General features: G+C 60.0%; 24 protein-coding genes. 13 read left to right on the top strand and 11 right to left on the bottom strand.

The features are described 5' to 3' along the window. Window positions 1-67: 67 nt before the first annotated feature. Genes ACQZ2L_RS08145 through ACQZ2L_RS08125 form a run of 5 tightly spaced genes read right to left on the bottom strand, consistent with a single transcriptional unit; the run spans window position 68 to window position 4,404 of the window. Window positions 68-496, bottom strand: a complete 429-nt coding sequence (locus tag ACQZ2L_RS08145; RefSeq protein WP_430325578.1) for a hypothetical protein — start codon at window positions 494-496, stop codon at window positions 68-70. Between the two features lie 50 nt (window positions 497-546). Then, window positions 547-1,506 (bottom strand): lysylphosphatidylglycerol synthase domain-containing protein, encoded by a 960-nt coding sequence (locus ACQZ2L_RS08140; RefSeq protein WP_430325577.1) that lies wholly within the window; start codon window positions 1,504-1,506, stop codon window positions 547-549. Next, window positions 1,506-2,708: a cardiolipin synthase ClsB gene (clsB, locus tag ACQZ2L_RS08135; protein WP_430325576.1), complete on the bottom strand. Its 1,203-nt coding sequence runs from the start codon at window positions 2,706-2,708 to the stop codon at window positions 1,506-1,508. The genes ACQZ2L_RS08140 and clsB overlap by 1 nt, the downstream gene beginning before the upstream one ends. Beyond that, the gene (locus ACQZ2L_RS08130) at window positions 2,705-3,490 is read right to left on the bottom strand and encodes an endonuclease/exonuclease/phosphatase family protein (RefSeq protein WP_430325575.1); all 786 of its coding nucleotides are present in this window, start codon (window positions 3,488-3,490) and stop codon (window positions 2,705-2,707) included. Before ACQZ2L_RS08130 ends, clsB begins: the two co-directional genes overlap by 4 nt. Then, window positions 3,487-4,404 (bottom strand): DUF72 domain-containing protein, encoded by a 918-nt coding sequence (locus tag ACQZ2L_RS08125; protein WP_430325574.1) that lies wholly within the window; start codon window positions 4,402-4,404, stop codon window positions 3,487-3,489. Before ACQZ2L_RS08125 ends, ACQZ2L_RS08130 begins: the two co-directional genes overlap by 4 nt. A 186-nt stretch (window positions 4,405-4,590) precedes the next feature. On the opposite strand from ACQZ2L_RS08125, the gene ACQZ2L_RS08120 reads away from it, so the two are divergent. The 4 genes from ACQZ2L_RS08120 (at window position 4,591) to ACQZ2L_RS08105 (ending at window position 7,422) form a co-directional block, all read left to right on the top strand. Beyond that, the gene (locus ACQZ2L_RS08120) at window positions 4,591-5,142 is read left to right on the top strand and encodes an ATP-dependent Clp protease proteolytic subunit (RefSeq protein ID WP_430325573.1); all 552 of its coding nucleotides are present in this window, start codon (window positions 4,591-4,593) and stop codon (window positions 5,140-5,142) included. A gap of 114 nt (window positions 5,143-5,256) precedes the next feature. Next, window positions 5,257-6,477, top strand: coding sequence for a zinc-dependent alcohol dehydrogenase (locus ACQZ2L_RS08115; RefSeq protein ID WP_430325723.1), 1,221 nt, complete (start codon window positions 5,257-5,259; stop codon window positions 6,475-6,477). An 11-nt stretch (window positions 6,478-6,488) separates the two neighbouring features. Further along, window positions 6,489-7,028 carry a hypothetical protein gene (locus tag ACQZ2L_RS08110; RefSeq protein ID WP_430325572.1) on the top strand — a complete coding sequence of 180 codons (540 nt, stop codon included), beginning with the start codon at window positions 6,489-6,491 and terminating at the stop codon, window positions 7,026-7,028. A gap of 115 nt (window positions 7,029-7,143) precedes the next feature. Further along, window positions 7,144-7,422 (top strand): DUF6555 family protein, encoded by a 279-nt coding sequence (locus tag ACQZ2L_RS08105; protein ID WP_430325571.1) that lies wholly within the window; start codon window positions 7,144-7,146, stop codon window positions 7,420-7,422. A 96-nt stretch (window positions 7,423-7,518) separates the two neighbouring features. On the opposite strand, the gene ACQZ2L_RS08100 is transcribed toward ACQZ2L_RS08105, so the two are convergent. The 3 genes from ACQZ2L_RS08100 to ACQZ2L_RS08090 all read right to left on the bottom strand — a co-directional run bounded on the left by ACQZ2L_RS08100 (window position 7,519) and on the right by ACQZ2L_RS08090 (window position 10,519). Beyond that, complete coding sequence (locus tag ACQZ2L_RS08100) at window positions 7,519-7,686, bottom strand: hypothetical protein (protein WP_430325731.1); 168 nt, start codon at window positions 7,684-7,686, stop codon at window positions 7,519-7,521. Window positions 7,687-7,837: 151 nt separating this feature from the next. Continuing rightward, window positions 7,838-9,139 (bottom strand): MFS transporter, encoded by a 1,302-nt coding sequence (locus ACQZ2L_RS08095; RefSeq protein WP_430325570.1) that lies wholly within the window; start codon window positions 9,137-9,139, stop codon window positions 7,838-7,840. 66 nt (window positions 9,140-9,205) lie between these two features. Beyond that, window positions 9,206-10,519, bottom strand: coding sequence for an L-fuconate dehydratase (locus ACQZ2L_RS08090; protein WP_430325569.1), 1,314 nt, complete (start codon window positions 10,517-10,519; stop codon window positions 9,206-9,208). A gap of 100 nt (window positions 10,520-10,619) precedes the next feature. Between ACQZ2L_RS08090 and ACQZ2L_RS08085 the strand changes: the two genes are divergently transcribed. The 8 genes from ACQZ2L_RS08085 (at window position 10,620) to ACQZ2L_RS08050 (ending at window position 20,384) form a co-directional block, all read left to right on the top strand. Then, window positions 10,620-11,570 carry a LysR family transcriptional regulator gene (locus tag ACQZ2L_RS08085; protein ID WP_430325568.1) on the top strand — a complete coding sequence of 317 codons (951 nt, stop codon included), beginning with the start codon at window positions 10,620-10,622 and terminating at the stop codon, window positions 11,568-11,570. A gap of 34 nt (window positions 11,571-11,604) precedes the next feature. Continuing rightward, a complete protein-coding gene (locus ACQZ2L_RS08080; protein WP_430325567.1) occupies window positions 11,605-12,573 on the top strand; it encodes a LysR family transcriptional regulator in 969 nt (322 codons plus the stop codon). Between the two features lie 157 nt (window positions 12,574-12,730). Then, complete coding sequence (locus ACQZ2L_RS08075; RefSeq protein WP_430325566.1) at window positions 12,731-14,272, top strand: UxaA family hydrolase; 1,542 nt, start codon at window positions 12,731-12,733, stop codon at window positions 14,270-14,272. 38 nt (window positions 14,273-14,310) lie between these two features. Beyond that, the gene (locus ACQZ2L_RS08070) at window positions 14,311-15,903 is read left to right on the top strand and encodes an aldehyde dehydrogenase (NADP(+)) (protein WP_430325565.1); all 1,593 of its coding nucleotides are present in this window, start codon (window positions 14,311-14,313) and stop codon (window positions 15,901-15,903) included. A gap of 4 nt (window positions 15,904-15,907) precedes the next feature. Next, entirely contained in the window at window positions 15,908-16,966 is a 1,059-nt protein-coding gene (locus ACQZ2L_RS08065; RefSeq protein ID WP_430325564.1) for an Ldh family oxidoreductase, read from the top strand. A 26-nt stretch (window positions 16,967-16,992) separates the two neighbouring features. Continuing rightward, window positions 16,993-18,210 (top strand): fumarylacetoacetate hydrolase family protein, encoded by a 1,218-nt coding sequence (locus tag ACQZ2L_RS08060; RefSeq protein ID WP_430325563.1) that lies wholly within the window; start codon window positions 16,993-16,995, stop codon window positions 18,208-18,210. A 92-nt stretch (window positions 18,211-18,302) separates the two neighbouring features. Continuing rightward, window positions 18,303-19,613 carry an MFS transporter gene (locus ACQZ2L_RS08055; RefSeq protein ID WP_430325562.1) on the top strand — a complete coding sequence of 437 codons (1,311 nt, stop codon included), beginning with the start codon at window positions 18,303-18,305 and terminating at the stop codon, window positions 19,611-19,613. 135 nt (window positions 19,614-19,748) lie between these two features. Then, a complete protein-coding gene (locus ACQZ2L_RS08050) occupies window positions 19,749-20,384 on the top strand; it encodes a hypothetical protein (protein ID WP_430325561.1) in 636 nt (211 codons plus the stop codon). Between the two features lie 40 nt (window positions 20,385-20,424). On the opposite strand, the gene ACQZ2L_RS08045 is transcribed toward ACQZ2L_RS08050, so the two are convergent. Both ACQZ2L_RS08045 and ACQZ2L_RS08040 read right to left on the bottom strand, forming a co-directional pair. Beyond that, window positions 20,425-20,970 (bottom strand): hypothetical protein, encoded by a 546-nt coding sequence (locus ACQZ2L_RS08045; protein ID WP_430325560.1) that lies wholly within the window; start codon window positions 20,968-20,970, stop codon window positions 20,425-20,427. Window positions 20,971-21,318: 348 nt separating this feature from the next. After that, the gene (locus ACQZ2L_RS08040) at window positions 21,319-22,173 is read right to left on the bottom strand and encodes a DUF4238 domain-containing protein (protein ID WP_430325559.1); all 855 of its coding nucleotides are present in this window, start codon (window positions 22,171-22,173) and stop codon (window positions 21,319-21,321) included. A gap of 355 nt (window positions 22,174-22,528) precedes the next feature. Here ACQZ2L_RS08040 and ACQZ2L_RS08035 point away from each other — a divergent pair, with 355 nt between their 5' ends. Then, window positions 22,529-23,839: an ImmA/IrrE family metallo-endopeptidase gene (locus tag ACQZ2L_RS08035; RefSeq protein WP_430325558.1), complete on the top strand. Its 1,311-nt coding sequence runs from the start codon at window positions 22,529-22,531 to the stop codon at window positions 23,837-23,839. Window positions 23,840-23,964: 125 nt separating this feature from the next. On the opposite strand, the gene ACQZ2L_RS08030 is transcribed toward ACQZ2L_RS08035, so the two are convergent. Then, the gene (locus ACQZ2L_RS08030; protein ID WP_430325722.1) at window positions 23,965-24,441 is read right to left on the bottom strand and encodes a hypothetical protein; all 477 of its coding nucleotides are present in this window, start codon (window positions 24,439-24,441) and stop codon (window positions 23,965-23,967) included. Window positions 24,442-24,634: the final 193 nt, after the last annotated feature.

The following is a 24,634-nucleotide window of genomic DNA, read 5'->3' as shown; positions in this document are numbered from 1 at the left end:
GGGCTCGAGGCTGCTGCAGGTTGAGCAGCTTCGAGCCATGCCGGGGCCGACCTGTGTCCGGCAGCTTCTAGTGGGTCTGCCAGATGCCGTTGCTGCGTTCGCAATCCGTGCGCGCCTGGCCCAGGCTTGGCGTGTCGTAGTAGTACGTGATCACCCGGGCGTCCTTGGCGATGGCTGGTCGCGTGGCGGGTTCATCGCGGCCCATCGACTTGGGGTTGGCCAGGGTTTCCTGGGTCAACTGGGCAATACAGCTACCGACACTGCCTTCGGCGCATTTCGCGACCTTGCGCTTGTCGGTGCTGAGCATCTCCTTGCTCTCGTTGCTGCACGACCAGTCGATGGCCTCGGCGGGCATGTTGCTGTAGCTGTAGCAGGTGTGGCCTTCGACAGGCTTGACCGCCTCGCTGGAGGAGCGGGTGACGACGTCGCAGGCCTCAGCCAGCACGTGACTGCTGGCCAGGCATGCGCCCAGTAAAAGCAAGGCACGGATACACATGGTTTGTCTCCCGGGCCTTGGCCTTTACGGTCGGCCGCTTTTGTTGACGCTCAGGTTTTGTGCAATTGCGCCTTGTCCTGCTGGCGCAGGGCCTTGGCGCGTTTCTCCAGAATCAGATAAGCGATCACCGCCAGAACCAGCGGTATCAGGTAGTACAGGGTGCGATAACCGAGGAGTCCGGCGACCAGGCTGCCCTGGCTGAGTTGGCCTTGCAGCAGGGCCAGGAACACCGTTTCCAGCACGCCAAGCCCGGCCGGGATGTGCGCCACCACGCCCGCCACACAGCTGATCAGCAGTACACCGAGAATGGACGGATAGAACAGATCACCCGGCAGCAGCCAATAGATCAGCACTGCCATCAGCGCCCAGTTGCTGGCGCCCAAGGCAACCTGACACAGCGCCAGGCGCAGCGAGGGCAGGGTGATCTCGTGCTTGCGGATATGCCAGGTGCGGCGTTTGGCGTAACCACAGGCCAGTACGTAGCCGACCGACACGGCGATCATCAGCACACCGATCAGCTGCAGCCCGGTGGCACCCACCGACCAGCTCTCAGGCAGCTTGACCAGGCGCATGGCAAACACGCTGCCGGCCAGCAGCAGGTAGCCCATCCAGTTGGTCAACAGCCCCAAAGTGAGGATGCGGGTGATGGTGGCGTTATCCAGGCCCAGACGCCCGTACAGGCGGTAGCGCAGTGCGACGCCGCCGACCCAGGTGGTGAAGTTGAGGTTGAACGCATAGCAGACGAAGGCCACCGGCAGTACCTGCCGAGCAGGCAGCTTGTGCCCGGTGTAGGCGCGCCCCAGCAGATCGTAGCTGGCGAATACCAGATAACTGCACAAGGCCAGGCCGAGGCCAACGATCAACGTGCCAGGCTTGTAGGCCAGCAGCGACTGACGGACTTCATTCCAATCGAGGTTGCGCGCCAGGTAGTACAGCAATACCGGGATCATCAGCATGAACAGCACGGTGAACAGGCGCTTGCCCCAGGTGAGCCAGGTTTTCCGTTCCATCAGGTATTGCCCTCACGCAGTTCACCTTGGGTGCTGACTTCAGGTTGCAGCGATTTCAGGCGTTGCCGATGGGCTGGCAGCACCCCGGCAATCCGCGGGAAGTAGCGGGTGAGGTGGAAGCCGGCAAAAATCAATGGCGCTCGCCACCAGTAGCCTCGAATCATCCGCTCAAGGGTGACGGCCTTGCAGTGATTGCCAGCCAGTTGGCTAAGGTGCTCGTACAGTTGCTGGTTGAACGCACGGTCCTTGATCAGCAGGTTGGCTTCCAGATTGAACGCCAGGCTCAGCGGGTCGAGGTTGCTCGAGCCGACTGTCGACCATTCGTCATCGACCAGAGCAACCTTGCCGTGCAACGGGCGTTGGCAGTATTCGTGAATCCGTACGTTGTCGCGCAGCAGGTAGTTGTAGAGCAACCGCGACAGCGCGCGCACCCAACGCATGTCCGGTTGCCCTTGCAGAATGAGCGTTACTTCGATGCCGCGGCGAGAGGCATTGCGTAGCTCGCGCAGCAATCTGTAGCCCGGGAAGAAATACGCATTGGCAATGATGATGCGCTTGCGCGCACCGCGTATAGCCTGCAGATACTGCTCTTCGATATCGTTGCGGTGCTTGCGGTTGTCACGTTCGACCAGCACCGCGCGTACCGACCCCGCCGGCTCGGTGACCGGCTTGACCCGCCTGGGTTCGGCCAGCACCGGCTTCATCAGCCTGATGCTCGAAGCGTGCACCTGGGCGACCACGGGACCGGTGACCTCCACCGCGTAATCCTGCTTGGCCATCGGCCCGAAGTCGCCCAGGTGATCGGCGCTGTAATTGATCCCGCCGATAAACGCCCGCTCACCATCGATGACCACGATCTTGCGGTGCAGGCGATGGAACAGGTTGGTGCGCATACCAGCCACTTTCGGCTGCGGATCGAAGGCGTGGAAGCGCACACCCGCTTCGGTCATTGCTGCGATGAACGCATCGGGCAGCTCGCCGGTGCCGTAGCCGTCAGCCACCAGCTCGACCCGCACGCCACGCTGGGCAGCCTCGATCAGCACCCGCTGCAGCTGCTGGCCGACCTTGTCGTCGAAGATGATGAACGTCTCGAGCAGGATTTCCTCCTGCGCTTCACCCATTGCTTCGAAGACACGGGGGTAGAACTCCTCGCCATTGATCAGCAACTGCACAGTGTTGCCTTCAGTCCAGGATAACGTCATAGGCTGATCTCCGCGGCCAAGGGGGCATGGTCGGACAGATGCGACCATGGGTATTTGGACAGCACCTGCGCCGAGCGCGGCGAGGCATTGCGCAGGTAGATACGGTCCAGCCGCAGCAGCGGCAGGCGTGCCGGGAAGCTGCGTGCCGGCATGCCGAAACGGTCGCCAAAGGCCTCGACCAGATGCTCGCTGAGCACGCTGTCGGCCTTGAGGCGCCAGTCGTTGAAGTCGCCGGCGACAATCACCGGCGCCTTGGCCGGCAAGCTGTCGAGCAATTCCAGCAACAGCTGCACCTGGCGTTGCCGGTGAGCCTCACGCAGGCCCAGATGGACACACACCGCATGTACCTGATCGTGCCCGGGTACCTGCAGGCGGCAGTGGAGTAGGCCGCGCTCTTCGTTACCGTCGATCGAGACATCCAGATTGCGGTGCTCGACGATGGGGAATTTGGACAGCAACGCGTTGCCGTGGTCGCCATGGGGGTACACCGCGTTGCGCCCGTAGGCGAACTGCGACCACATGCTGTCGGCGAGAAACTCGTATTGCGACGTGGTTGGCCAGGTCGGATGGCGCTCGGCATGTTGCAGATGAGTGCCATGTACTTCTTGCAGAAACACCAGGTCGGCGCCGGTGCTGCGTACCGCTTCGCGCAGCTCGGGCAAGATGAAGCGCCGATTGAAGAAGGTAAACCCTTTGTGCACGTTGATCGTCAGCACGTTAAGGCCATGCACGGCCGTAACGCTGCCGACGCTGCAGCGCGCTTCGTGTAGCGGTTGGTTCATAGATCCACCTGCGGTTCGACGCCAGGCTCGGTGACCAGTTCGCCATCGAGCTTGAGCTTGGATAACAGACGCCGTGCGTCATAAGGGGCATGGACTTTCTGGTCGTTGTCGAAGTAGCAGTAAATGTCGCGCTGGGCACGCTTGCGCGGTGCGCCGGGCACCACCAGATGGGCATCTTCGGCTTGGCCACCTTGGCTCCAGGCTTCGATGCGCTGGCGCCAGCGGCGCAGGGCGCGTGCGGTATAGCCGCTGCTGTAGAGCTCGACATCGCCGTGCAGGCGCATGTAGACAAAATCAGCGGTCACGTCTTCGACATACGGCCATTTGCCGGCGCTGTCGGCGACTACCAGGGCAATGTTGTGTTTGCGCAGCAGTTTGATGAAGGCGGCGCAGAGGAAGCTCTCGTGACGGATCTCGATGGCGTGGCGCAAGGGGGCATTGCCGGTGATGGCGGTCGCGCCATTTCCGCGCAGGCGTTCTGCGCACTGTTCGGCACAGCGGCAGGCGGCCCGGCGATCGCGAGGGAGTTGCTCGAAGAAATCCTTGAAGCGTACTTCATCGAACTTCATCGTGGCCGGGAACTGCCACAGCATCGGGCCGAGCTTGTCACCCAGCATCAGTGGACCGGAGGCGAAAAAATTCGCCAGCGGCTCTTCGATGTCCTTGAGCCGGCGGGTATGGGTGATATAGCGCGGCGCCTTGACCGAGAAAATGAAGTCGTCTGGTGTTTCATCGCGCCATTGCGCATATCGTTCCGGGGTTTGCAGCGCGTAGAAAGAGCCGTTGATTTCAATGCTGTTGACTGCTCGTGATGCAAACGCGAGTTCATCCTTCTGGCGCAGGCCTTCCGGGTAGAAGTCCTTGCGCCAGGGGCCATAACGCCACCCGGATATGCCGATGCGAATGTCGCTCACGGTGGAGTCCTTGTGCAGAATCAGTCTTTTACTGCGACCGCTGCGTGAGCTTCAGGGTTCAGCGTGGGTTGACCAGTGGGCGCTTTGTTTCGGTGCGGCCCCAAGCATTTTGAACTTTGCCCCATACGACGATTCCACCTTGGTATATGCACCGGCATCCAATGCCCGCCACCTCCGGAGGCACGCATGGCCCTTCACATCATTCACTTCACCGGCCCGATCACTTCTTCGACCTGCGGTAACCTGATCAACACCTGTTCGCGAGCGCTCAACCAAGGCGCGCAAACCCTTCAGTTGAACATCGCCACCATGGGCGGTGACTGCAGTTACGGTTTTACGCTGTACAATTTTCTGCGCTCGTTGCCGGTACTGGTGCATACGCACAACCTCGGCACCGTCGAATCGATGGGTAATATCCTGTTTTTGGCGGGCGAACAGCGCACGGCCTGTCGCATGAGCAAGTTCCTGTTTCACCCATTCCACTGGACGCTGCACGGCTCAGTCGATCACGCACGTATGTCCGAGTACGCCATGAGCCTTGATTACGACTTGCAGTTCTACGCGCAAATAGTCGCGGAGCGCACGGCTGGCGCTGAACAACCATTGGATATAGAGCACTACTTGCTGGCTAAACCACGCATCTTGAATGCTGAGGAGGCAATAGCGGGCGGCCTGATCCACACTATCGATGAGCTGCCGATCAGTATCGATTCGGTTCAATGGAGCGTTCACGCCTGAAATCTTGCAGGGCGGTATTTGGCGCCGCTGGTCAGTCGCAGCGAATGTTGATGGAGCCGATCCCATTTGGGCCGGCTCGTAACTACTAAGCAGCTGCACTTGGAGGCGACAAATATGCGCGCATTGACCTTTCACGGCGCTGGAGATGTCCGGGTTGATACTGTTGCTGATCCTGGCATTCAAGAGAAGGACGACATTCTGCTGCGAGTAACCGCCACTGCCATCTGTGGCTCCGATCTGCATCTGTATCACGGCAGGATTCCTGCGCTCGAAGAGGGCGATATTCTTGGCCATGAATTCATGGGGATTGTTGAAGACGTGGGCAGCGAAGTCACCGCGGTTCATCGTGGAGATCGTGTTGTCATCCCGTTCGTGATCGCCTGCGGCAGCTGCTTTTTTTGCCAGAATGACCTGTTTGCCGCTTGTGAGACGACCAATACCGGACGTGGGGCGATCCTCAACAAGAAGCTGATCCCCTCTGGTGCAGCGTTGTTCGGCTATAGCCACCTGTATGGCGGTATTCCTGGCGGCCAGGCCGAATATGTAAGGGTGCCCAAGGCCAATGTCGGACCATTCAAGGTGCCAGGCACGCTGAGTGATGACAAAGTCCTGTTTCTGTCGGACATCCTCCCAACCGCCTGGCAGGCTGTAACCAATGCCGGAGTCGGCCAAGGCTCCTCCCTGGCTATTTATGGCGCAGGGCCGGTAGGCCTGTTGAGCGCCGCGTGCGCGCGCATGCTCGGGGTCGAGCAGATCTTCATGGTCGACAAGCATGCCTATCGACTTGACTACGCCCAGCGCGCCTACGGCGTGATTCCGATTGATTTCGATCATGACGACGACCCTGCGGACACCATCATCCGCCAGACCGCCGGGATGCGCGGTGTTGACGCGGCCATTGATGCCGTGGGCTTCGAGGCTAAGGGCAGCACCGCTGAATCGGTGTTGACTGCGCTGAAGCTTGAAGGCAGCAACGGCAAGGCGCTGCGCCAGTGTATGGCAGCAGTGCGCCGCGGAGGCGTAGTCAGCGTGCCCGGCGTATATGCCGGTTTCATTCATGGGTTCTTGTTCGGTGACGCATTCGACAAAGGCCTGACCTTCAAGATGGGCCAAACCCACGTCCAACGTTTCCTGCCTGAACTGCTCGAACACATCGAAGCAGGACGGCTCAATCCCGAAGCAATCATCACCCATCGCCTCAGCCTGGAAGATGCGGTGCGCGGCTATGAGATGTTCGATGAACAGCAAGAACGCTGCCGCAAGGTCGTACTGACCCCAGGCGTTGCCACAGACCCGGTAACCAATGGACGCCTTGGACCCGTCACGAGCAGCTAAGAGGAGTAGTAATGACAGAACGCATCATCACATCGGTCACCAGCGAGGATCTCGCTCCGCCGCCGCAGGGGGTAACATTCGAAACCCCCCGCGAGCGGTTGGAGTTCTATCGCCGAGAAATTCAGTTCGAGACCACCATCCTTGCCAACCGTACCGATGCCTATCTGTCGGCGCAGTCATTTCTGGTGATTGCCTATGCGTCGTGCATGGCAAACGGCAATCCAAGCTGGGGCAGGCTGTTCACCTTGGTTGTGCCGGCATTCCTGGCCTTGCTGGGCATTATCAGCTCCCTCAACGCCTGGCCAGGCATTCGCGCGTCGTACAACATCATTGACCACTGGCACTTCAAGCAAAGTCACTTGCTCAACAACGAGCCGAGCATGGGCTTTGCGTATGACGACTGGCCGTTGTTCAGCGAGTCCGAGTCGACCCATCGCGGTTACCGCAAATCGCTGCTGTTTTCGATCCGCACACCGTGGTTGTTCCTGGTTTTCTGGGTTTTGCTGGGTGGGTTCGGGCTGATTCTTCAGCTTGATCCAGCCGGCGCCTGAGCGTAGTTGAAGGCGTAGCTAACCGTTGATGTGCATTGTTCGACAAAAATTTGAATCTTCGTGATCACGCCGGTTCCACTAGTTGTCATCCATGGAGAAGAGGAGGCCCCCTGCGATGCCTACCCCAGAGCTTTATATCGTCGATTACAAGCTGCACGGTGAAACGCGCAGCTTCATCATCCGGCTGGATCGGATGGATAACGCCGAGGCTTGGCACTGGGCTAGTTGTGACGCCGGTATTGGTATCATTCCCAAGTTTGGTCGTGAAAAGATTCGCAAGGTCAGCAGACCCATGGCTGAACGATATGGGATCAGTGAAGTAAGCTGGAGGCCATCGGGTAGCAAACCTGCCTCCAGCCCCGGTGCCAACCAGTCGATGCTGCCTACTGCCTGAACCAGCGGTAGGCACCAGTTGCTGTCGGGCTGTCTGAACAAAGCCGCTCCTGAAAGGGAGCGGCTTTGTTTTGTCTGCTGGATATGTACGGCCAGGTCAGGCGCCTGATTGCGGATCACTGGCGGGGACGCCAGGGCGCTCGTCCGGGTCAGTCAGGTTGGGGTCGGCATCCGGGTCGTCTGCTTGCCCATCGGGGCGGTCCGGAACCAGTTCTGGCCAGTCGTCTTCAACACTGCCGCCACCCATCGTCAGTTGCTCGCGCATGATCATTCCCTCGGCTGAATAAAAAAGGCCTGCCAGCAGGCAGGCCAAGCACAGGAGTGAGGGGTGATGCCGTTGCACCACCCTCAGTAGTTATGAGCTTGGTGAGCCGGTAGCGGTCGTTTGCAGGGTGTGGTTCGCCGACCAATGGCGGTTATTGCTCCTGACCCTGGCGCAAGCGCATGCTCAGCAGCGCAGCTACAACCAGCATCGAAGCAATGACCCACAAGCCATTGCGAGTACTGCCGGTTGCCTGCTCGATCAAGCCCATCACCGATGGACCGACAAAGCCCCCGAGCAAACCGCAGGTCGTGACAAATGCCAATCCGGCGGCCAGCGCATTGCCGCTCAAGCGGCTGGACGGGAATACGAAGATGACCGACTGCACCACGAACAGCATCAGGGCCGTCAGCGAGAACCCGATCAGGCCAACGAACGAGTTGGCTACCGAAGCCAGCAGCAGCCCTGCGGCCATGGTCAGCAGGCCGAAGAACAGCAGCGTGCGGCAACGATTTGGTGAAGTAGCCAGGCGAGGCAAGGTTGCCGCGCCGATTGCAGCAGCGATCCACGGCACCGACGTGAGCAGGCCAATTTGCAAGGGCGACAGTGCGCCGTAAGTGCCGATGATCCCGGGCAGGAAGAAGATCACGGTGTAGATAGTGATCTGGTGCACAAAGTACACGGCGATCGCCAGCCAGATCTGCTTGTCGCGAAACATCTGCGAGAGCTTGCTCTGCTGTGGTGCTGCGGCCCGTTCAGCCACCAGCCGGCGCTCGATGTCCTGCGCATCTGCGGCCGATAACCACGGCGCCGAGCTCGGCCCATCGGGTAGCTTTTTCCAGACCACGTACGCCAGTGCTACCGCGGGCAGCCCCTCCAGAACAAACAGCCACTGCCAGCCATGCCAGCCGAGCACGCCGTCCATCTCCAGCAAGGCACCGCCCAGCGGCCCGCTGAGGATATTGGCCAGGCACACGCCGAGCAGGAAATAGCCCGTGGCGCGGGCGCGTTGCTCGCGGTCGAACCAGTAGGTCAGGTAGAGCATGACGCCAGGGAACAGGCCCGCTTCGGCCACGCCCAACAGCAGGCGCATGACGTAGAACGAAGTCTCACCCTCGACGAAGGCCATACCGGCAGACAACAGGCCCCAGGTGATCATGATGCGGGTAATCCAGAAGCGCGCGCCGACCCGTTGCATGATCAGGTTGCTCGGCACCTCGGCCAAGGCATAGGTCAGGAAGAACAGACCTGCGCCCAGGCCGTATGCAGCAGCCGACAAGCCGAGGTCAACGCCCATGCTCGCCTTGGCCAGAGCGATGTTGGTACGGTCGAGAAAACTCATTACATAGACGATGACCAGCAGCGGCATCAATTTGCGCAGGAGCAGGCTGTTCAGGCGCTGATCAGCCGCAACAGCAGGCGCGGCGGCCGCTGTCGGTTGTGTGAGGATTGTCATTGTTTTTTCCCCGAAAGCTATTAGTAACAGCGCGCCGCGGTGGTGCGTCGCGCTGCGGCAGGTCAATCAACCACGCTGGATATCCAGCCAGACTGCACCGCCGGGATACTGGTAACGCTCCAGGGTCTCGGCGTGCATTTCAATGCTGTAACCCGGGCGCTGCGGCGGCATGTAGCGACCGCGGCGGATCACCACGGGGTCGATGAAGTGTTCATGCAGATGGTCGACGTACTCCAGCACCCGGTTGTGCAGCGAGGCGGAAACGGCGATGTAGTCGAACAGAGCAATGTTCTGCACGTACTCGCACAGGCCGACACCGCCCCCGTGCGGGCACACCGGCACGTCGTACTTGGCAGCCATCAGCAGCACGATCAGCACCTCGTTGAGGCCGCCCAGGCGTGCCGCATCGAGCTGGCAGAAGTCCAGCGCGCCGGCCTGGAACATTTGCTTGAACATTACCCGGTTGTGGCAATGCTCGCCGGTGGCGACGCCAATTGGCGCGATGCGCTGGCGGATCGTGGCATGGCCAAGAATGTCGTCGGGGCTGGTCGGCTCTTCGATCCACAGCGGCGCAAAGGCTGCCAGCCGGCGCATGTTGCTGACGGACTCCTCGACGCCCCAGACCTGGTTGGCGTCCATCATCAAGGTCCGCTCCCAGCCGATCTCGTCACGCAGGATGCTGGCGCGGCGAATGTCTTCTTCCAGGTCGGCGCCGATCTTCTGCTTGATATGGGTCCAGCCGTCCTCGACCGCTTCGCGTGCCAGGCGGCGCATCTTCTCTTCGCTGTAGCCGAGCCAGCCGGGCGCGGTGGTGTAGCCGGGGTAACCCTCGCGAAGCATCTGCGCCTCGCGTTGGGCCTTGCCCGGCAGCTGGCGGCGGAGCAGGGCGATGGCTTCTTCTGGGGTGAGCACGTCGGTGACGTAGCTGAAGTCCAGGCAGGCGACCAGTTGCTCGGGGCTCATATCGGCCAGCAGTTTCCACACCGGCTTGCCTTCATGTTTGGCCCACAAGTCCCACACGGCGTTGACGATGGCGGCAGTGGCCAGGTGGATGACGCCTTTTTCCGGCCCGAGCCAGCGCAGTTGGCTGTCGCCCACAGTGAAGCGGTGCCAGAAGCCGCCCATGTCTGCGGTGATCTCTTCCAGGGTCTGGCCGACGATCAGCGGCGCCAGTGACTGTACGGCAGCGGCGCAGATCTCGTTGCCGCGGCCGATAGTGAAGGTCAAGCCGTGGCCTTCGAGCTCGCCGGCATCGGTGTGCAGCACGACATAGGCGGCCGAGTAGTCAGGCGCGCTGTTCATGGCATCGGAGCCGTCCAGTGACAGCGAAGTCGGGAAGCGAATGTCGCGAACGCTCAGGTGGGTAATGCGTATGCTCATGGCAGTCTCTTGTTCTGGGTGACCTCTGGAGACCTGACTGTAGGTTGCCGAGCGATACAGGCATAATCGCCAATTCCTAAGTATGGATATCAGAATTGATATGCCTCAGACCCCAGCAGACACCTCGCAGGCGCCACACAGCCTTGGCCCGCTGAAGATCTCCAGCCGGCAGATAACCCTGCTCAACGCCTTGGGCGAGTTCGGCAACCTGCGCCGCGCTGCTGCGGCCATGCACACCACCCAGCCCGCGGCGAGCCTGCTGCTGCAACAGCTCGAGGAGCGCCTTGAAGTGCGCCTGTTCGAGCGCCTGCCGCGCGGCATGCAGCCAACCCTGTACGGTGAGGTGATGATTCGCTACGCGCAGAGTGCGCTGCACGAGTTCGAGCACGCCCAGGCGCAGATCGCCGAGCTTGCGCGTGGCGCCGCCGGGCTGGTGCGGGTCGGCAGTGTGATGGGACCGGTGCCGGGTTTGCTGACCAAGGCCGTGCTGGCCTACAAGCGCGACCACCCCAAGGTGCGCATCTCGCTCGAGGTAGGCACCAGCGATACCTTGCTGCCGGCGTTGCTGCGTGGTGACTTCGACCTGGTGGTGGGGCGCTTGCCGGATCAGAGCGACAGCCAGGACCTCAATATCGAGTTGTTCGAGGGCGGTGAACAGATGCGCGTAATCGCCCGCGCTGGCCACCCGATGGCTGCAGCGAGCACATTGCAGATGGCTGATCTGGTCGCGTTGACGTGGATCCTGCACCCGATCGGCAGCCCGATGCGGCGACGGGTCGAGAGTGCGCTGCAGGCCGGGGGGATGGTGCAATCGCTGGACATCGTCGAGACTGCGTCGATTCTGGCGACCACCGCCATGCTGCAGGCTTCCGACATGATCGCCGTGGTGCCCAACGATGTCGCCGCGCATTACGCCCAGTACGGGATGGTCGCGATCCTGCCGGTGGAGCTGCCGATCAGCCTGGCCAACCTGGGCCTGCTGACGCTGCGTTCACGGCCGCGCTCGGTGGCGCTGGAAACGTTGCTGCATTATCTGCGAGACCCACAATAGCCATGCCTGTCTATCTGCCTGAGGCCGTTTTCTGATGCCGTCCGACATCATCCACTCCAGCTTCTGCAACTGGCTACGCTTCAAGCACCTGGTGCTGATCGACAGCCTGGCCCGTACCCGTAACATGCACGCCACCGCCAACCTGATGAACCTCAGCCAGCCCGCCTTGAGCAAGATGCTGCGCGATCTCGAGGAGCAGTTTGGCTTTGCACTGTTCGAGCGCCTGCCGCGCAGCATGCCGCCGACCGAGCTTGGCGAGTACGTGGTCAAGTACGCCCAGGGGGCGTTGGCCGAGTCGCAGCAGTTTGTCGACCAGCTCAACCGCCTGCGCAAGGGCGGCCATGGATTTATTCGGGTGGGCGGGATTTTCGCTTCGACGCCGCGCGTGCTGCCGCAGGCCATTGCTGCGATCAAAGCACGTAGCCCGTTGTTGTCGATCGAGGTGGTGGAACATTCCAGTGACCACCTGCTGACGATGCTCGAGCAGAACAAGCTCGACATCATGATCGGCCGTTTCACCGAGGAGCGCTTCAGCCAGGTGTTCGACTTCCAGCCGCTGGAACCTGAGCCATTTGCGTTGGTGGTCAACAGCAGCCACCCGCTCAATCAGCTGGCCAGCACGCCGCTCGAGGCGCTCGCGGACTGGCCATGGGTGCTGTATCCGCTGGGCACGCCGCTGCGCGGGCGACTCGAGCAGGCCTTCAAGGTGGCCGGCATTGCCACACCCGCCGATAGCGTTGAAACCATTTCCATGCCGATGTTCCTGCAGTTGCTGCAGTCGGCGCCGATGATCGCCATGCTGCCGCGCTCGATGGTTGCCGCGCAGCTAAGCAGCGGCCTGTTCAAGGAGCTGCAGAGCCCACTGCACTTGTCACCGCTGGAGTACGGCGTGATCACACGCAAGGATCAGCCGCCAACGGGTTCTGCGCGGGAATTCATCGATATCCTGCTGGAATTCGCCAAGCAGCGGCGCAGGGAGGAGGGCGGCGGCAGCGATTTCTAAATCGGGCCTGATTCCATGCTTCGATAACCTATGGTTATCAGGTGATCGGTTCATCTCATTGGGAATTATCGGTAAGGCTTCATACAGTGGTGGCAGATTCGCCCGGCAGCAAACGGGCGACGCCATAACAAGAAGTCAGCCGCACCTGAGAGGTCCCATGGAACTGATTGCCCGCTGCGCCGACCCTGCGGTCATCCGCCTTAACCCGCTGGACAACGTCCTGATTGCACGCCAGGCGCTGCCTGAAGGCTTTGAGCTGTCCGGCGAGGCGATCACCGTGCGCCAGCCCATTCCGTCGGGGCACAAGGTCGCCACCGAGCGCTTGGAGCACGGCCAGCCACTGCGCCGTTACGGCCAGATCATCGGTTTTGCCTCGCAAGACATCGAACCTGGCGATCACGTGCATGTGCACAACGTGCAGATGGGTGACTTCTCCCGCGATTATGCCTTTGGTGTCGATGCACGCAGCCTGCCTGCTACCGAAGCCGTGTTTCAGGGGATTGTGCGCGGCGACGGCCGCGTCGCCACGCGCAACTACATTGGCATCCTCACCTCGGTGAACTGCTCGGCAACCGTCGCCCGGGCAGTGGCTGACCATTTCCGCCGCGATATCCACCCCGAAGCACTCGCCGACTACCCGAATATCGACGGCGTGGTCGCCCTGACCCACGGTGTCGGTTGCGCAGTGGACCCCAGTGGCGAAGCGTTGGGTTTGCTACGCCGCACCTTGGCAGGCTATGCGATACATCCCAATTTCGCCGCGGTGCTGATCATCGGTTTGGGCTGCGAAACCAACCAGATCGAGAGCCTGCTGGAAACTCAGGGCCTGAAGGCCAGCGAGCAACTGCGCACTTTCACCATCCAGGGCATTGGCGGCACCTCCAAGACCATCGCCGCCGGCATCGAGCAGGTCAAGACGCTGCTGGCCGACGCCAACCGAGTCAAACGTGAGCCGGTCAGCACTCGGCACCTCGTGGTCGGCCTGCAATGCGGCGGCTCCGATGGTTACTCGGGAATTACCGCCAACCCGGCACTGGGCAATGCCGTCGACCGCCTGGTTGCGGCGGGCGGCACCGCGATCCTCTCGGAAACACCGGAGATCTATGGCGCTGAGCACCTGCTGACGCGCCGGGCGGTGAGCCGTGAGGTCGGCGAGAAACTGATCGCACGCATTCATTGGTGGGAAGACTACTGCCAGCGCATGAACGCCGAGCTCAACAACAACCCTTCGGCAGGTAACAAAGCTGGCGGCCTGACCACCATTCTGGAGAAATCCCTCGGCGCGGTGGCCAAGGCCGGTTCGAGCAATCTGGTCGACGTTTACCAGTACGCCGAAGCGGTGCGCGCCAAAGGTCTGGTGTTCATGGATACCCCAGGCTACGACCCCGTCTCAGCCACCGGCCAGGTCGCCGGCGGCGCCAACCTGATTGCCTTTACCACCGGGCGTGGCTCGGCCTACGGCTGCGCGCCTGCACCGTCGATCAAGCTGGCCACCAACAACCGGGTGTTCGAGCACCAGGAAGAGGACATGGACGTCAACTGCGGCGGCATCGCCGACGGCTCCACCAGCATCGAAGAACGCGGTGCCTACATCTTTCAACAGATGCTGCGCATCGCCTCGGGTGAGCGCAGCAAGAGTGAACAGCACGGCTACGGGCAGAACGAGTTCGTGCCCTGGCAGATCGGTGCCGTGACCTGACTGACAGCCCCCCTTCATCTTTCTAGGCGACTTTTTTTATGCACGTTAACGGATTCAACTTCATCGGCGGCCAGCGCAGTGCTCTGGGCGACACCCTGGTCTACAGCATCGATGCCCATACCGGCGAGCAGCTGGCGGGCGGCTTTCATCAAGCAACCCTGGCCGAGGTCGACAACGCCGTGGCAGCGGCCAGTGCTGCGTTCCCAACGTTTCGCAATTTGCCGGCGGTACGCCGCGCTGAGTTTCTTGAGGCGATCGCCGACGAGCTCGATGCCCTCGGTGATGACTTCGTCAACCTGACCTGCCAGGAAACCGCGCTGCCCAGCGCTCGAATCCAAGGCGAACGGGGTCGTACCAGCGGCCAGATGCGTTTGTTTGCCAAAGTCCTGCGGCGTGGCGATTTCTATGGCGCTCGTATTGATCAGGCGCTGCCAGCGCGCACGCCGTTGCCACGCCCCGACCTGCGTCAATACCGCATCGGCGTTGGCCCGGTGGCGGTGTTCGGTGCCAGCAACTTCCCGCTGGCGTTCTCCACCGCAGGGGGCGATACGGCTGCGGCATTGGCTGCCGGCTGCCCGGTCGTGTTCAAGGCCCACAGCGGGCATATGGCAACTGCCGAGCGCGTTGCCGAAGCATTGATCCGTGCTGCTGAGCGCACCGGCATGCCGACTGGCGTGTTCAACATGATCTTCGGTAGCGGCGTGGGTGAGGCACTGGTCAAACACCCGGGTATTCAGGCGGTGGGCTTTACCGGTTCGCTCAAAGGCGGCCGGGCGCTCTGCGATATGGCGGCAGCGCGACCGCAGCCGATCCCGGTATTTGCCGAGATGTCGAGCATCAATCCGGTGCTGGTGCTGCCCAAGGCGCTGGCAAGCCGCGGTGCTCAGTTGGCCAAGGACCTGACCGCATCGGTGGTACAGGGCTGCGGTCAATTCTGCACCAATCCCGGGCTGGTGCTGGGCATTCGCTCGCCAGCCTTCACTGCCTTTATCGAGCAATTGCGCGGGCACATGGCTGATCAGCCGGCGCAAACCATGCTCAACCCCGGCACCCTGCGCAGCTACGACAAAGGCCTGCGGACGTTGCTCGCGCACCCTGGCATCGAGCACCTGAGCGGTGCCCGGCAACAGGGCAATCAGGCCCAGCCGCAGCTGTTCGAGGCAGATGTCAGCCTGCTGCTGGAGCAGGATGAACTGCTACAGGAAGAGGTGTTTGGTCCATGCACTGTGGTGGTTCGGGTCGATGATGCCGAGCAACTGCTGCAAGCCGTGAACGCTCTGCGCGGTCAGCTCACAGCAACTTTGCTGGCCGATGAACAAGACCTGGTTGACCACGGCTCGCTGCTTGGCGCACTGGAAGTGAAGGTTGGCCGGGTGTTGCTCAACGGCTATCCGACCGGCGTCGAAGTGTGCGACGCGATGGTACATGGCGGCCCGTATCCGGCGACCTCCGATGCCCGTGGTACCTCGGTTGGCACCCTGGCCATCGACCGCTTCCTGCGCCCGGTGTGCTACCAGAACATCCCTGATGCCATGCTGCCGCCGGCCTTGCAGAACGCCAACCCGCTGGGCATTCAGCGCCTGGTGGATGGTCAGCCGAGCAGCGCAGCGCTCAACCAAAAGGGGAGCTGAGCGCATGAGCGAAGCCAAACGCTATGAGGTGGACGCGCTCGGCACGTTTGTCGAACGCCTGTTTGCAAGCGCCGGCGCTGACGCGGAGGTCGCCCAGGTGGTGACCCAAGTGCTGCTCGAAGGCGAGCTGCTCGGCCACCGCACCCATGGTCTGAATCTGGTCAGCCGCTACATTGGCGGCATGTTGAGTGGCCAGGTCAAGGCTCAGGCAGCAGCGCTGGAGCAGGTTTCCGACAGCGGTGTTGCCAGCCTGTTCGACGGCAACTATGTACTTGGCCCTTACTGCGTCAGCCGCGCACTGGACTGTGCGGCCAGCGGGGCCAGCGCGCAGGGCATCGGCATCGCTGTAGTCCGCCGTGCTGCGCATATTGGCTGCCTGGCGGCCTACTTGAAGCCATACACCGACCGTGGCTTGGTCGCGATGGTGTATTCCTCGGATCCGTCGGTGGGGTTGGTCTGCGCCCATGGCGGCGTTGACCCGATCTACACGCCGAACCCGATTGCCGCCGGTATCCCTACCGGCGGCGAACCGATCTTGCTGGATGTAAGCATGTCCACCGTGACCATGGCCATGGTCAGCCAATGCCGGGATAACGGCAGCAAACTGGCGCACCCGGTGCTGATGAGCAACCAAGGCAAGGTGAGTGACGACCCTGCGGACTTCTTCACCAGCCCGCAGGGCAGCATCTTGCCACTGGGCGGCCAGGCCTTCGGCCACAAGGGCTTTGCCTTGGCGATTCTGGTCGAAGCCCTGACCTCCGGCCTGGCCGGCCATGGCCGCAAGGACTCCCCAGACCAGTGGGGCGCATCAGCCACTGCGGTGGTGATCGACCCGCGCTTCTTTGGCGGCCTGCAGGCGTTTACTGAAGAAACCAGCTTCCTCGGCCAACTGATCCTCGCCAGCCGCCCGGTCGATCCAGAGCGCCCGGTGCGCCTGCCTGGGCAAGCCGGCCTGGCCCTACGCAGCAAGGCTTTGGCGCAGGGCGTAAGCCTGGCGCCGACCCTGGTCGCAGACCTCAACCAGCTCGCCGCCCAATTGCAAGTGGCCGCGCTTGGTCACTGACAGACAACTACAAAAAAGGTAGAGACATGACAGATCAATCGAACACCAAGCTTTCGTTGCCGTTGAGCCACAATGCCGCCGTTTGTAACCGTGGCAGTTGGGTAGGGCGGGTATGGCTGCCCGAGCAAGGTCCGGCAGTGGTATTGGTGAAGGAGGGTGCGGTGCATGACATCAGCGCCCACGTCGCCACGGTTTCGGCGCTGCTCGAAGTGGCTGACCCGGTGGCTTATTTGCGCTCTCTGCCGTTGGCCGATGCGCTGACCGAGCTGTCGGCACTGCTGGCCAACAGCGATCCACGCCAACGTGACATCAGCAAACCCTGGCTGCTGGCACCGATCGACCTGCAGGCCGTCAAGGCTGCCGGCGTGACCTTTGCTGCCAGCCTGCTGGAGCGTGTAGTCGAAGAACAGGCCAAAGGTGACCCGGCCAAGGCCGATGCGATCCGTGACACCCTGGCCAGTCGAATCGGTGCCGACCTGTCGCAGATCGTCCCAGGTTCGGCCCAGGCCGAGGCGTTGCGCGCCGTGCTGGTGGAGCAGGGTTTGTGGTCGCAGTATCTGGAGGTTGGCATCGGCCCCGATGCCGAGGTTTTCACCAAGGCTCAGCCTCTGTCGGCAGTCGGCCATGGCGCCGACATCGGCATCCACCCCAAGTCAAGCTGGAACAACCCGGAACCGGAAGTGGTGTTGGCAGTGTCCAGCGACGGCAGCATCAAGGGCGCCATGCTTGGTAACGACGTCAACCTGCGCGATTTCGAAGGGCGCAGTGCCTTGCTGCTGTCCAAAGCCAAGGACAACAACGCCTCGACCTCGCTGGGCCCGCTGCTGCGCCTGTTCGACGAAGGCTTCAGCCTCGACGACGTGCGTAACGCCGAGGTCGACCTGCGGGTTGAAGGGGAGGAGGGCTTCATTCTCTCGGGCCGCAGCTCGATGCAGCAGATCAGCCGTGATCCGCTCGACCTGGTGCAGCAGACCCTAAACGAAAATCACCAGTACCCGGACGGCCTGGTGCTGTTCCTCGGTACCCTGTTCGCCCCCAAGCAAGACCGCGATCAACCGGGCAATGGCTTCACTCACAAGCCTGGCGACGTAGTCACCATCAGCAGCGCGCAGCTGGGCGCCTTGAGTAATCGGGTGACCACCAGCGACCAGGCGCCGCAGTGGAACTTCGGCCTGCGCTCGCTGATTGACAGCCTCAGCCGCCGCGGCCTGCTCGACGCGGCAGTGACCGCCCGGCAACCCTGATCCAACCGTAACCGACCATGGATGAACGCGACAGCAATGACGGATCGCCTAGGCGCTGAACGCGCTGCAACAATAATAATAAAGGCCACGCAATGAACAAATTGAAGAAGTACCAGAGCATCACGGTGGTGTTCCTGCTGTTGATCGGTATCGTCAACTATCTGGACCGCAGTGCGCTGTCGATCGCCAACACCTCGATCCAGAAAGACATGATGATCAGCCCCTCGCAGATGGGCATCCTGCTGTCGGCGTTCTCCATTGCCTACGCATTTGCCCAGTTACCGATGGGCATGATCATCGACCGTCTGGGCAGCAAGATCGCCCTCGGCGCATCGTTGCTGGCCTGGTCGGTGGCGCAGACCACGTTCGGCCTGGTCAACAGCTTCGCCGGCTTCATGGGCCTGCGCGTGCTGCTGGGGATCGGCGAGGCGCCGATGTTCCCCTCGGCTGCCAAGGCGCTGTCGGAATGGTTCGATGCCAACGAACGCGGCACTCCTACCGGCATTGTCTGGTCGTCGACCTGCCTCGGGCCTTGCCTGGCACCCCCTTTGTTGACGCTGTTGATGGTCAACTACGGCTGGCGCGGCATGTTCATCATTACTGGGTTGCTGGGCGTGGTGCTGGCGGTGTGCTGGCTGACCTTCTACAAAAGCAAGGCGCAGTACCTGGCCGAACTGGCGGCTGGAGGCAAACCGCTTCCCACCGAGCACGTGGCACCTGCCGCCGACCCGCAAGCACCCAAGGTGTCGTACTTCGCCGGCTGGCTCGACCTGTTCAAGCACCGCAGCACCTGGGGCGCGGTGCTGGGCTTCATGGGCGTGATCTACATGCTCTGGCTGCACCTGACCTGGCTGCCCGGTTACTTCGAGCGCGAGCATGGTCTGGACTTGTACAAAACTGCTTGGGTTGTGTCTTTGGCCTATGGCTTTGGTGCGGTAGGGACCATCGTCGCCGGCCGCTTCTGTGATCGGCTGGTGAAGCGGGGCATGAGCATTCTTGGCAGCCGCAAGTTCAGCGTGATCACCGGTCTGGTGCTGGCTGCACTGTTTACATTGCCGCTGTCGTACGTTACCGGGCTTACCGGGTGTGTGATCCTGCTGTGCCTGGCGTTGTTCAGCATCAACATGGCCAGTGCCACGGCGTGGATGATTGTCAATACCATCGTCGACAGCCCGCGGGTGGCCTCGTTTGGTTCGATCCAGAACTTTGGTGGGTACATTGCCGGGTCGGTCGCGCCGATCGTTACGGGCTTCAGTATTCAGTACTCGGGGTCGTTCAATACGGCGTTCATGATCAGCGCGGTGGTGGCGTTGTGTTCGGCGGTGGCGTACTTCCTGCTGCTGAAGGCGCCGATTGGCGGCGCTGTGGTCAAGGACGAGGTGCTGCGGGAGGTGACGCAGTAATGATGGCCGCGGCCTGGAGGATGAGGACGTAATCAATTTTCAGGTCGTAGGTCTTTTGAGGTAGCACCGTTCCCACTAGAATCTGCCGCGCCTTCTGTGTGAAGGGTACCTCCGTAATCGAGCAAGGAAGTGAACATGCAGTATGGAAAAGCGATTGGCCTCGTTCTGGCGTTGAGCCTTGGCGGATGTGCAAGCTTCACCAAGGATGAAGTGGCACCCGTGGATCTGCCATCGATGGCCAGCTACTCGAACAAGCCAAACGTCTATGTGGATTTCGATTTCTTGCAGGGCGACCCTGGGAGCGCCAAAGCAAACGAAGTGCCGCAAGCGCGTGACATGCTCAAGCCCGAGCTCAAGCGTGTTTTCAGTGATTCAGGTCTATTCGGGCGCGTGACATTTGACGAGTTTGAGAAACAACCGGGCGATTACAACCTCCGGCTGAAGGTATACAACCACGCACCCGGGGGTGGCCAGGTAGCGATGGCCTTTATCAGCGGCCTGACGTTGACGATCATCCCGGCCTTGGCCACTGATCAATACACCATGAGCCTCGAGACCTTGGACGACAAAGGCAAATCCCTGGGCAAGGCCAGCAATCACGACGCAATCAATACCTGGATGGGGATCTGGTTCCTTCCGCTGGCGGGCAACACGCCTAAGGCTGCTGTAACCGATACCTTCAGCCGGCAAGTCAATGCGCTGCTTAAGAACTGGGTGGAGGTAAACCGCACGAAATACTCTGCGGTTGATTTGCAGGTTCCTCGCATCTGACGTCCACCAAGAAAGAGCCGCGATTGCGGCTCTTTCTTCATCATCTCAGCGCTTGGACGAACTGCGGGTCGGTGTACAGGCTTTTAAGCAGCTCCTGCACCATAGGGTTGTAGTTGTTTGCCGCCGCCGGTATGGCAATTGGGCCGAAGAAGCTGCTGCCCCAATCCCGCTCAACGTCCTTGGTTGTCTCGTACAATACATGGTCACCCCTGCGTACGGTGAAGCGCGCAGCCAGTTCGCCATGGCCGTTGGCAACGCCGCTATTGAGTTTGCTTTTGATCAGTTGCACCTGCAGCAGACGGTCAGAACGCGGATCAAGCAACCCTGCGTGGCGCAGTTCATTGTTGATTGCAGCCTGTATGTGCAGGGGTACGCTGCCTTCCGGCGACGAAATCGGGTTCAAGCGAACCGTCAACGAGCCTTGTCCTGAATCAGCCTTCACCTGTGCGCCCTGCAACGGCTGCAGGGGGGCATTCTGTTTCAGTTGCTGCACATTCTGGTAGCTGGGTTCATAGCGGGCCATCGTCACACCGCAACCTTGCAATAGCAGTGCACACAGGGGGAGGGCGAGATAGAGCTTGTTCACGGCAGATCCTTGCGTGAGTCGGAGGGGCCGCGATTATCAATTCAGCAGGAGACTCGTTCAAGCTGAATGTCCAACACGAACGAGCTTCGGGAGCTTACCAGCAGGCGAGTATCGTCACTGTGGTTGGATGAAGGCAGGGAGGTTGATACTTTAATAACGAGAACTGACGCCCATATCGATGGATTAGGCTAGCGTCGGCGGGGCAGTTATAGTTGATTCCGGTGGACGCCAGCATGGCGTTGAGGCGCGCATTCGGGATGATGCCTGATGTTGATACCTAACTCGACTAAATGAATATTTAGTTGAGTTATATCCTTGAGGAATATGCGACAGCCTCGAAATAGGGCCTCAAAAGACGTCAGGCAGGTTGCTACCAGTTAAAAGTTGATCATCAGGCCCAAAGAATTCAAATTGGTCGCTGTAGGCATAAATCTGTCTGGTAGCGCTGCAGATGATCCGGCTATTAAACGCAGCCACTCCTGACTTTGTTATCTGAACCACGGCCTCAGGAGCGTTGTAGTCACCCAATAGGGCGTATTTGCTGCTTAGCGGAATGAAAACGCTCATATCCTCCATAGCAAATCCGAGGCCCCAGTCGTCTTTTACTTTTGAAGGGTGCTCAATGAGATTCACTGGGTAATCTGATGTGATGAACCCTTGGGAATCATCGGCTGATCTTAAGAAACGCCATTTTCTGTCCAGCAAGCACCGATGAATTACATGGATCAGGTCGAGCTCAAGGCTTGCGTGTTTCGAGCTGTTCATTTTCAGAGCAGCGTGCGTTTCCTGCGAATTCATACTGTCTGGGCCTAGCGCGGAGATAGCCAGCACCTTATTAAGCGGTTCAATCGTCGTTTCTAGGGCGCGTCGATCCTTTGGATTTCTTGCCGCGAAAAGGGAGAAAAGCAGCAAGATAGCTTCACGCTCCGTCGCGCTAGGAAAACTGCCGACCGTCAACGCGCGCTTCAGCGCAGTAAGCGCTGGAGCTTCAATCTGGTCTGCATAGGCTCTTTCAAGTGCGTTCGGATCAGGGTGACCATGCAGGCGGTTGAAATGGTCCTCACCGCCAACTTTCAGGACGTTTGCAGGAAACGCTTTTTTTGCGACCAGGTCCACACAGTGAACGACGTCATGCTTGCCTGATTTGGCGAAACCTCTCAGATAACCAGCTGAGACGTAGTGGTGATAAATCGGTTCGCTCATTGCAGATCCATTTCGGTTGATCGTCGATGTCGACAGGCTAGCCGATCCGAGGAATGGTGTTAGAGGGAACGGTGCCTGGCTTTCGATCTGGCCAACCCACGCCCGGTAGCTCCACACTAAGCTGCGCATAATGTATATTATGTTAAATGACGTATGTACGCTGATCTGCCTGTTCAGCTAAACCCCTTCAGCTTGAATGCTGTCGCATGCTTTCCACGTGGCTCATGCTACTGCAGAAGACTTGGATCATTCATGGCTTTTCGCTATCGTAAGCGTGTCCACTGGGTGTCACTTCGTATCGCGCTATGCTTTGGGCCTTCGATGCCACAACCCTCTACCCTAGCGAACCAGCTTCATGAATAAGCCGTCTCACTCGATGGAAAATGAAAAGCTCAGCACGTATGCAAAAGGTGACCTCTTCGAGGAGCGGGTCTACGACTACCTGAAGCGCGAACTGGAACAAGGTGATCTTTGGTTTTCTCCCAAATTCAGTCAAATCTTCAGGAAGAAAAAATATTACTCGCGCGAGCGTGAGGACTTTATAGTCTTTGACATCTCTATTGAGGTGAAACGCCCGGAACTTACTGAGCCTTCGATGATTGTGCTAATTGAGTGCAAACACTACGGAAGCACAATCCCGGTAAATGATGTCGAAGAGTTCTGCTCGAAAATAGTCCAAGTCACGGGCGCCAACGTTAAAGGGATTTTCGCTTCGGCCAGTGCGTTTCAAGCCGGTGCGTTTAAATTCGCAAAAAATAAAGGCGTGGCTTTAGTCAGGCATTTCGATGAAGACGGGTTTAAATGGGAGCTTTCACGCCCCCTTCTTATGCGGGCACTGAGCTTGGCCGCCAGACAGCGTGCGCAGATAAAGCACGGGATGGTTGAGCCCCATTACCAACCCTCGACATACACTGCTTACGCTTCGACGCCCGTCGGCTTCACCAACGCTTGGCAAGGCGTGATGCAGGACTTCATGCATGGGGTCAAAGACGATCTGGTAGTACTTAATAAGCTGATCGTGAACCGCCCGCCGGCAAAGGGGCGGGTCGCGTTTGTTTCTAAGGCGGCCATCGAGAAGCGTACGCAAGAGCTTCTAGAGGCTGCTGGGTATATGGGCGGCAGCGTGGAGTTTCAGGCAATGATCGCCCAGGAACAGAGCATCAGCGGGCTGACCGTCCACTTCAGAGATCAGTCCAAGTCGGCACTTGGTCGGATATCCTTCCACCCGCCAGAGATCAATATTTTCACCGATGACAGTGAAGCTCCGCTTAGCCGATTTACATTAGCTCATGAGCTAGGGCATTTTTTTCTAGGTCATGGTCATTACCTAGAGCATGAAGAGATGCGTTCGGATGATCTGGAAATTGCTGCCAGCCTCCGCATCCCGCGCAGCGACATTGAACGACTGGAATGGCAGGCCAACACGTTCGCGTCATACCTGCTGCTACCGCGTCGCGCCTTGCTGGAGAGGTTCGCTTTGATAGCAGGGATATACGGAATCCGCAATCGAGGCCACGGGATTCTGTATGTTGATAAGCAAGCGGTGAACTATGGCAATTTTAAGCTCGTATTGGAGAATTTAAGCCATCACTTTAAGGTTTCCAAAGCTGCCGTACGACTGCGGCTGGTGGGTTTGGGGGTGCTGGTGGATATGCTGAATCAATGATCTCCCGCCAGCCTTTAATGGAATACATGGACTGTAGAGACATCAAGTCGGCCTTACGCTTTGTGACCTGCGCTGCAAGTTTGGCGGGTTCGCTGACTATCTTGATGAATCTGCCAGCCCGTTCCTCAGGGATAGAAATTCCAAGATGGCCCAGTCCAGCCAAGCATGACCTCATCCCTCCAGGGGTGAGGTGCCCTCCCCCCACTACTGAACAACCGCTCCTCGACTTGGTGGGCGGGCCACCCAAGGCTTGCGGCGAGACCATCGACCTTGCTGCAGTAGTCAACATAATGGGCTGATGTCACTTTATCGTCGACGATCACGCGAAGGGCTTGAGGGGTTCTGAGTTTCTGGGCTTTCGCCGCAGATGAGTAGTCCTTACGTACCGCTGGGTAGGTGCCCTGGCCACTAAGGACATGCATACTTCGTGCTGTCCATTGATCAAGGATGTAAGCATCCTGCGACGGCGCAGCAAAAAACAGAATCTTGGTGAAATAGGCGGGACCCATTCCTGGCAGGCCTTTCATGTTCCTGAGCGTGGAGAAGGCTTCAAACCCCGAGGCAGGTGTGTGCCGCCCTGCTCGTACATCAGCACAGACGATAGGCAGTTTGCCCGGGCTGACCAGATCCGCCGTCCATTACCCCGTTGCATACCGCCCCAAGCCATTGTGCTCAAAAAGCAGGTTTCGACCGAGATTGAGGTATTTGCCCACAGCGCCCTTAATGCAGAGCGAGTCATCTGCGTCTTGGAAAGGCCATATAAGCTACCTAACCCCGGTTGCACCGACTCGGCCC

The organism is Pseudomonas shirazensis (assembly GCF_050496565.1).
Lineage (GTDB): Bacteria > Pseudomonadota > Gammaproteobacteria > Pseudomonadales > Pseudomonadaceae > Aquipseudomonas > Aquipseudomonas shirazensis_A.
Note: the sequence above shows the minus strand (reverse complement) of the source record. Positions and strands in the feature narration are given on the sequence as shown.

Bases quoted from the DNA above. Each gene is read 5' to 3' on its own strand.
- ACQZ2L_RS08145 (WP_430325578.1), bottom strand. From the start codon at position 496: ATGTGTATCCGTGCCTTGCTTTTACTGGGCGCATGCCTGGCCAGCAGT.
- ACQZ2L_RS08140 (WP_430325577.1), bottom strand. From the start codon at position 1,506: ATGGAACGGAAAACCTGGCTCACCTGGGGCAAGCGCCTGTTCACCGTG.
- clsB (WP_430325576.1), bottom strand. From the start codon at position 2,708: ATGACGTTATCCTGGACTGAAGGCAACACTGTGCAGTTGCTGATCAAT.
- ACQZ2L_RS08130 (WP_430325575.1), bottom strand. From the start codon at position 3,490: ATGAACCAACCGCTACACGAAGCGCGCTGCAGCGTCGGCAGCGTTACG.
- ACQZ2L_RS08120 (WP_430325573.1), top strand. From the start codon at position 4,591: ATGGCCCTTCACATCATTCACTTCACCGGCCCGATCACTTCTTCGACC.
- ACQZ2L_RS08115 (WP_430325723.1), top strand. From the start codon at position 5,257: ATGCGCGCATTGACCTTTCACGGCGCTGGAGATGTCCGGGTTGATACT.
- ACQZ2L_RS08110 (WP_430325572.1), top strand. From the start codon at position 6,489: ATGACAGAACGCATCATCACATCGGTCACCAGCGAGGATCTCGCTCCG.
- ACQZ2L_RS08105 (WP_430325571.1), top strand. From the start codon at position 7,144: ATGCCTACCCCAGAGCTTTATATCGTCGATTACAAGCTGCACGGTGAA.
- ACQZ2L_RS08100 (WP_430325731.1), bottom strand. From the start codon at position 7,686: ATGCGCGAGCAACTGACGATGGGTGGCGGCAGTGTTGAAGACGACTGG.
- ACQZ2L_RS08095 (WP_430325570.1), bottom strand. From the start codon at position 9,139: ATGACAATCCTCACACAACCGACAGCGGCCGCCGCGCCTGCTGTTGCG.
- ACQZ2L_RS08090 (WP_430325569.1), bottom strand. From the start codon at position 10,519: ATGAGCATACGCATTACCCACCTGAGCGTTCGCGACATTCGCTTCCCG.
- ACQZ2L_RS08085 (WP_430325568.1), top strand. From the start codon at position 10,620: ATGCCTCAGACCCCAGCAGACACCTCGCAGGCGCCACACAGCCTTGGC.
- ACQZ2L_RS08080 (WP_430325567.1), top strand. From the start codon at position 11,605: ATGCCGTCCGACATCATCCACTCCAGCTTCTGCAACTGGCTACGCTTC.
- ACQZ2L_RS08075 (WP_430325566.1), top strand. From the start codon at position 12,731: ATGGAACTGATTGCCCGCTGCGCCGACCCTGCGGTCATCCGCCTTAAC.
- ACQZ2L_RS08070 (WP_430325565.1), top strand. From the start codon at position 14,311: ATGCACGTTAACGGATTCAACTTCATCGGCGGCCAGCGCAGTGCTCTG.
- ACQZ2L_RS08065 (WP_430325564.1), top strand. From the start codon at position 15,908: ATGAGCGAAGCCAAACGCTATGAGGTGGACGCGCTCGGCACGTTTGTC.
- ACQZ2L_RS08060 (WP_430325563.1), top strand. From the start codon at position 16,993: ATGACAGATCAATCGAACACCAAGCTTTCGTTGCCGTTGAGCCACAAT.
- ACQZ2L_RS08055 (WP_430325562.1), top strand. From the start codon at position 18,303: ATGAACAAATTGAAGAAGTACCAGAGCATCACGGTGGTGTTCCTGCTG.
- ACQZ2L_RS08050 (WP_430325561.1), top strand. From the start codon at position 19,749: ATGCAGTATGGAAAAGCGATTGGCCTCGTTCTGGCGTTGAGCCTTGGC.
- ACQZ2L_RS08040 (WP_430325559.1), bottom strand. From the start codon at position 22,173: ATGAGCGAACCGATTTATCACCACTACGTCTCAGCTGGTTATCTGAGA.
- ACQZ2L_RS08035 (WP_430325558.1), top strand. From the start codon at position 22,529: ATGAATAAGCCGTCTCACTCGATGGAAAATGAAAAGCTCAGCACGTAT.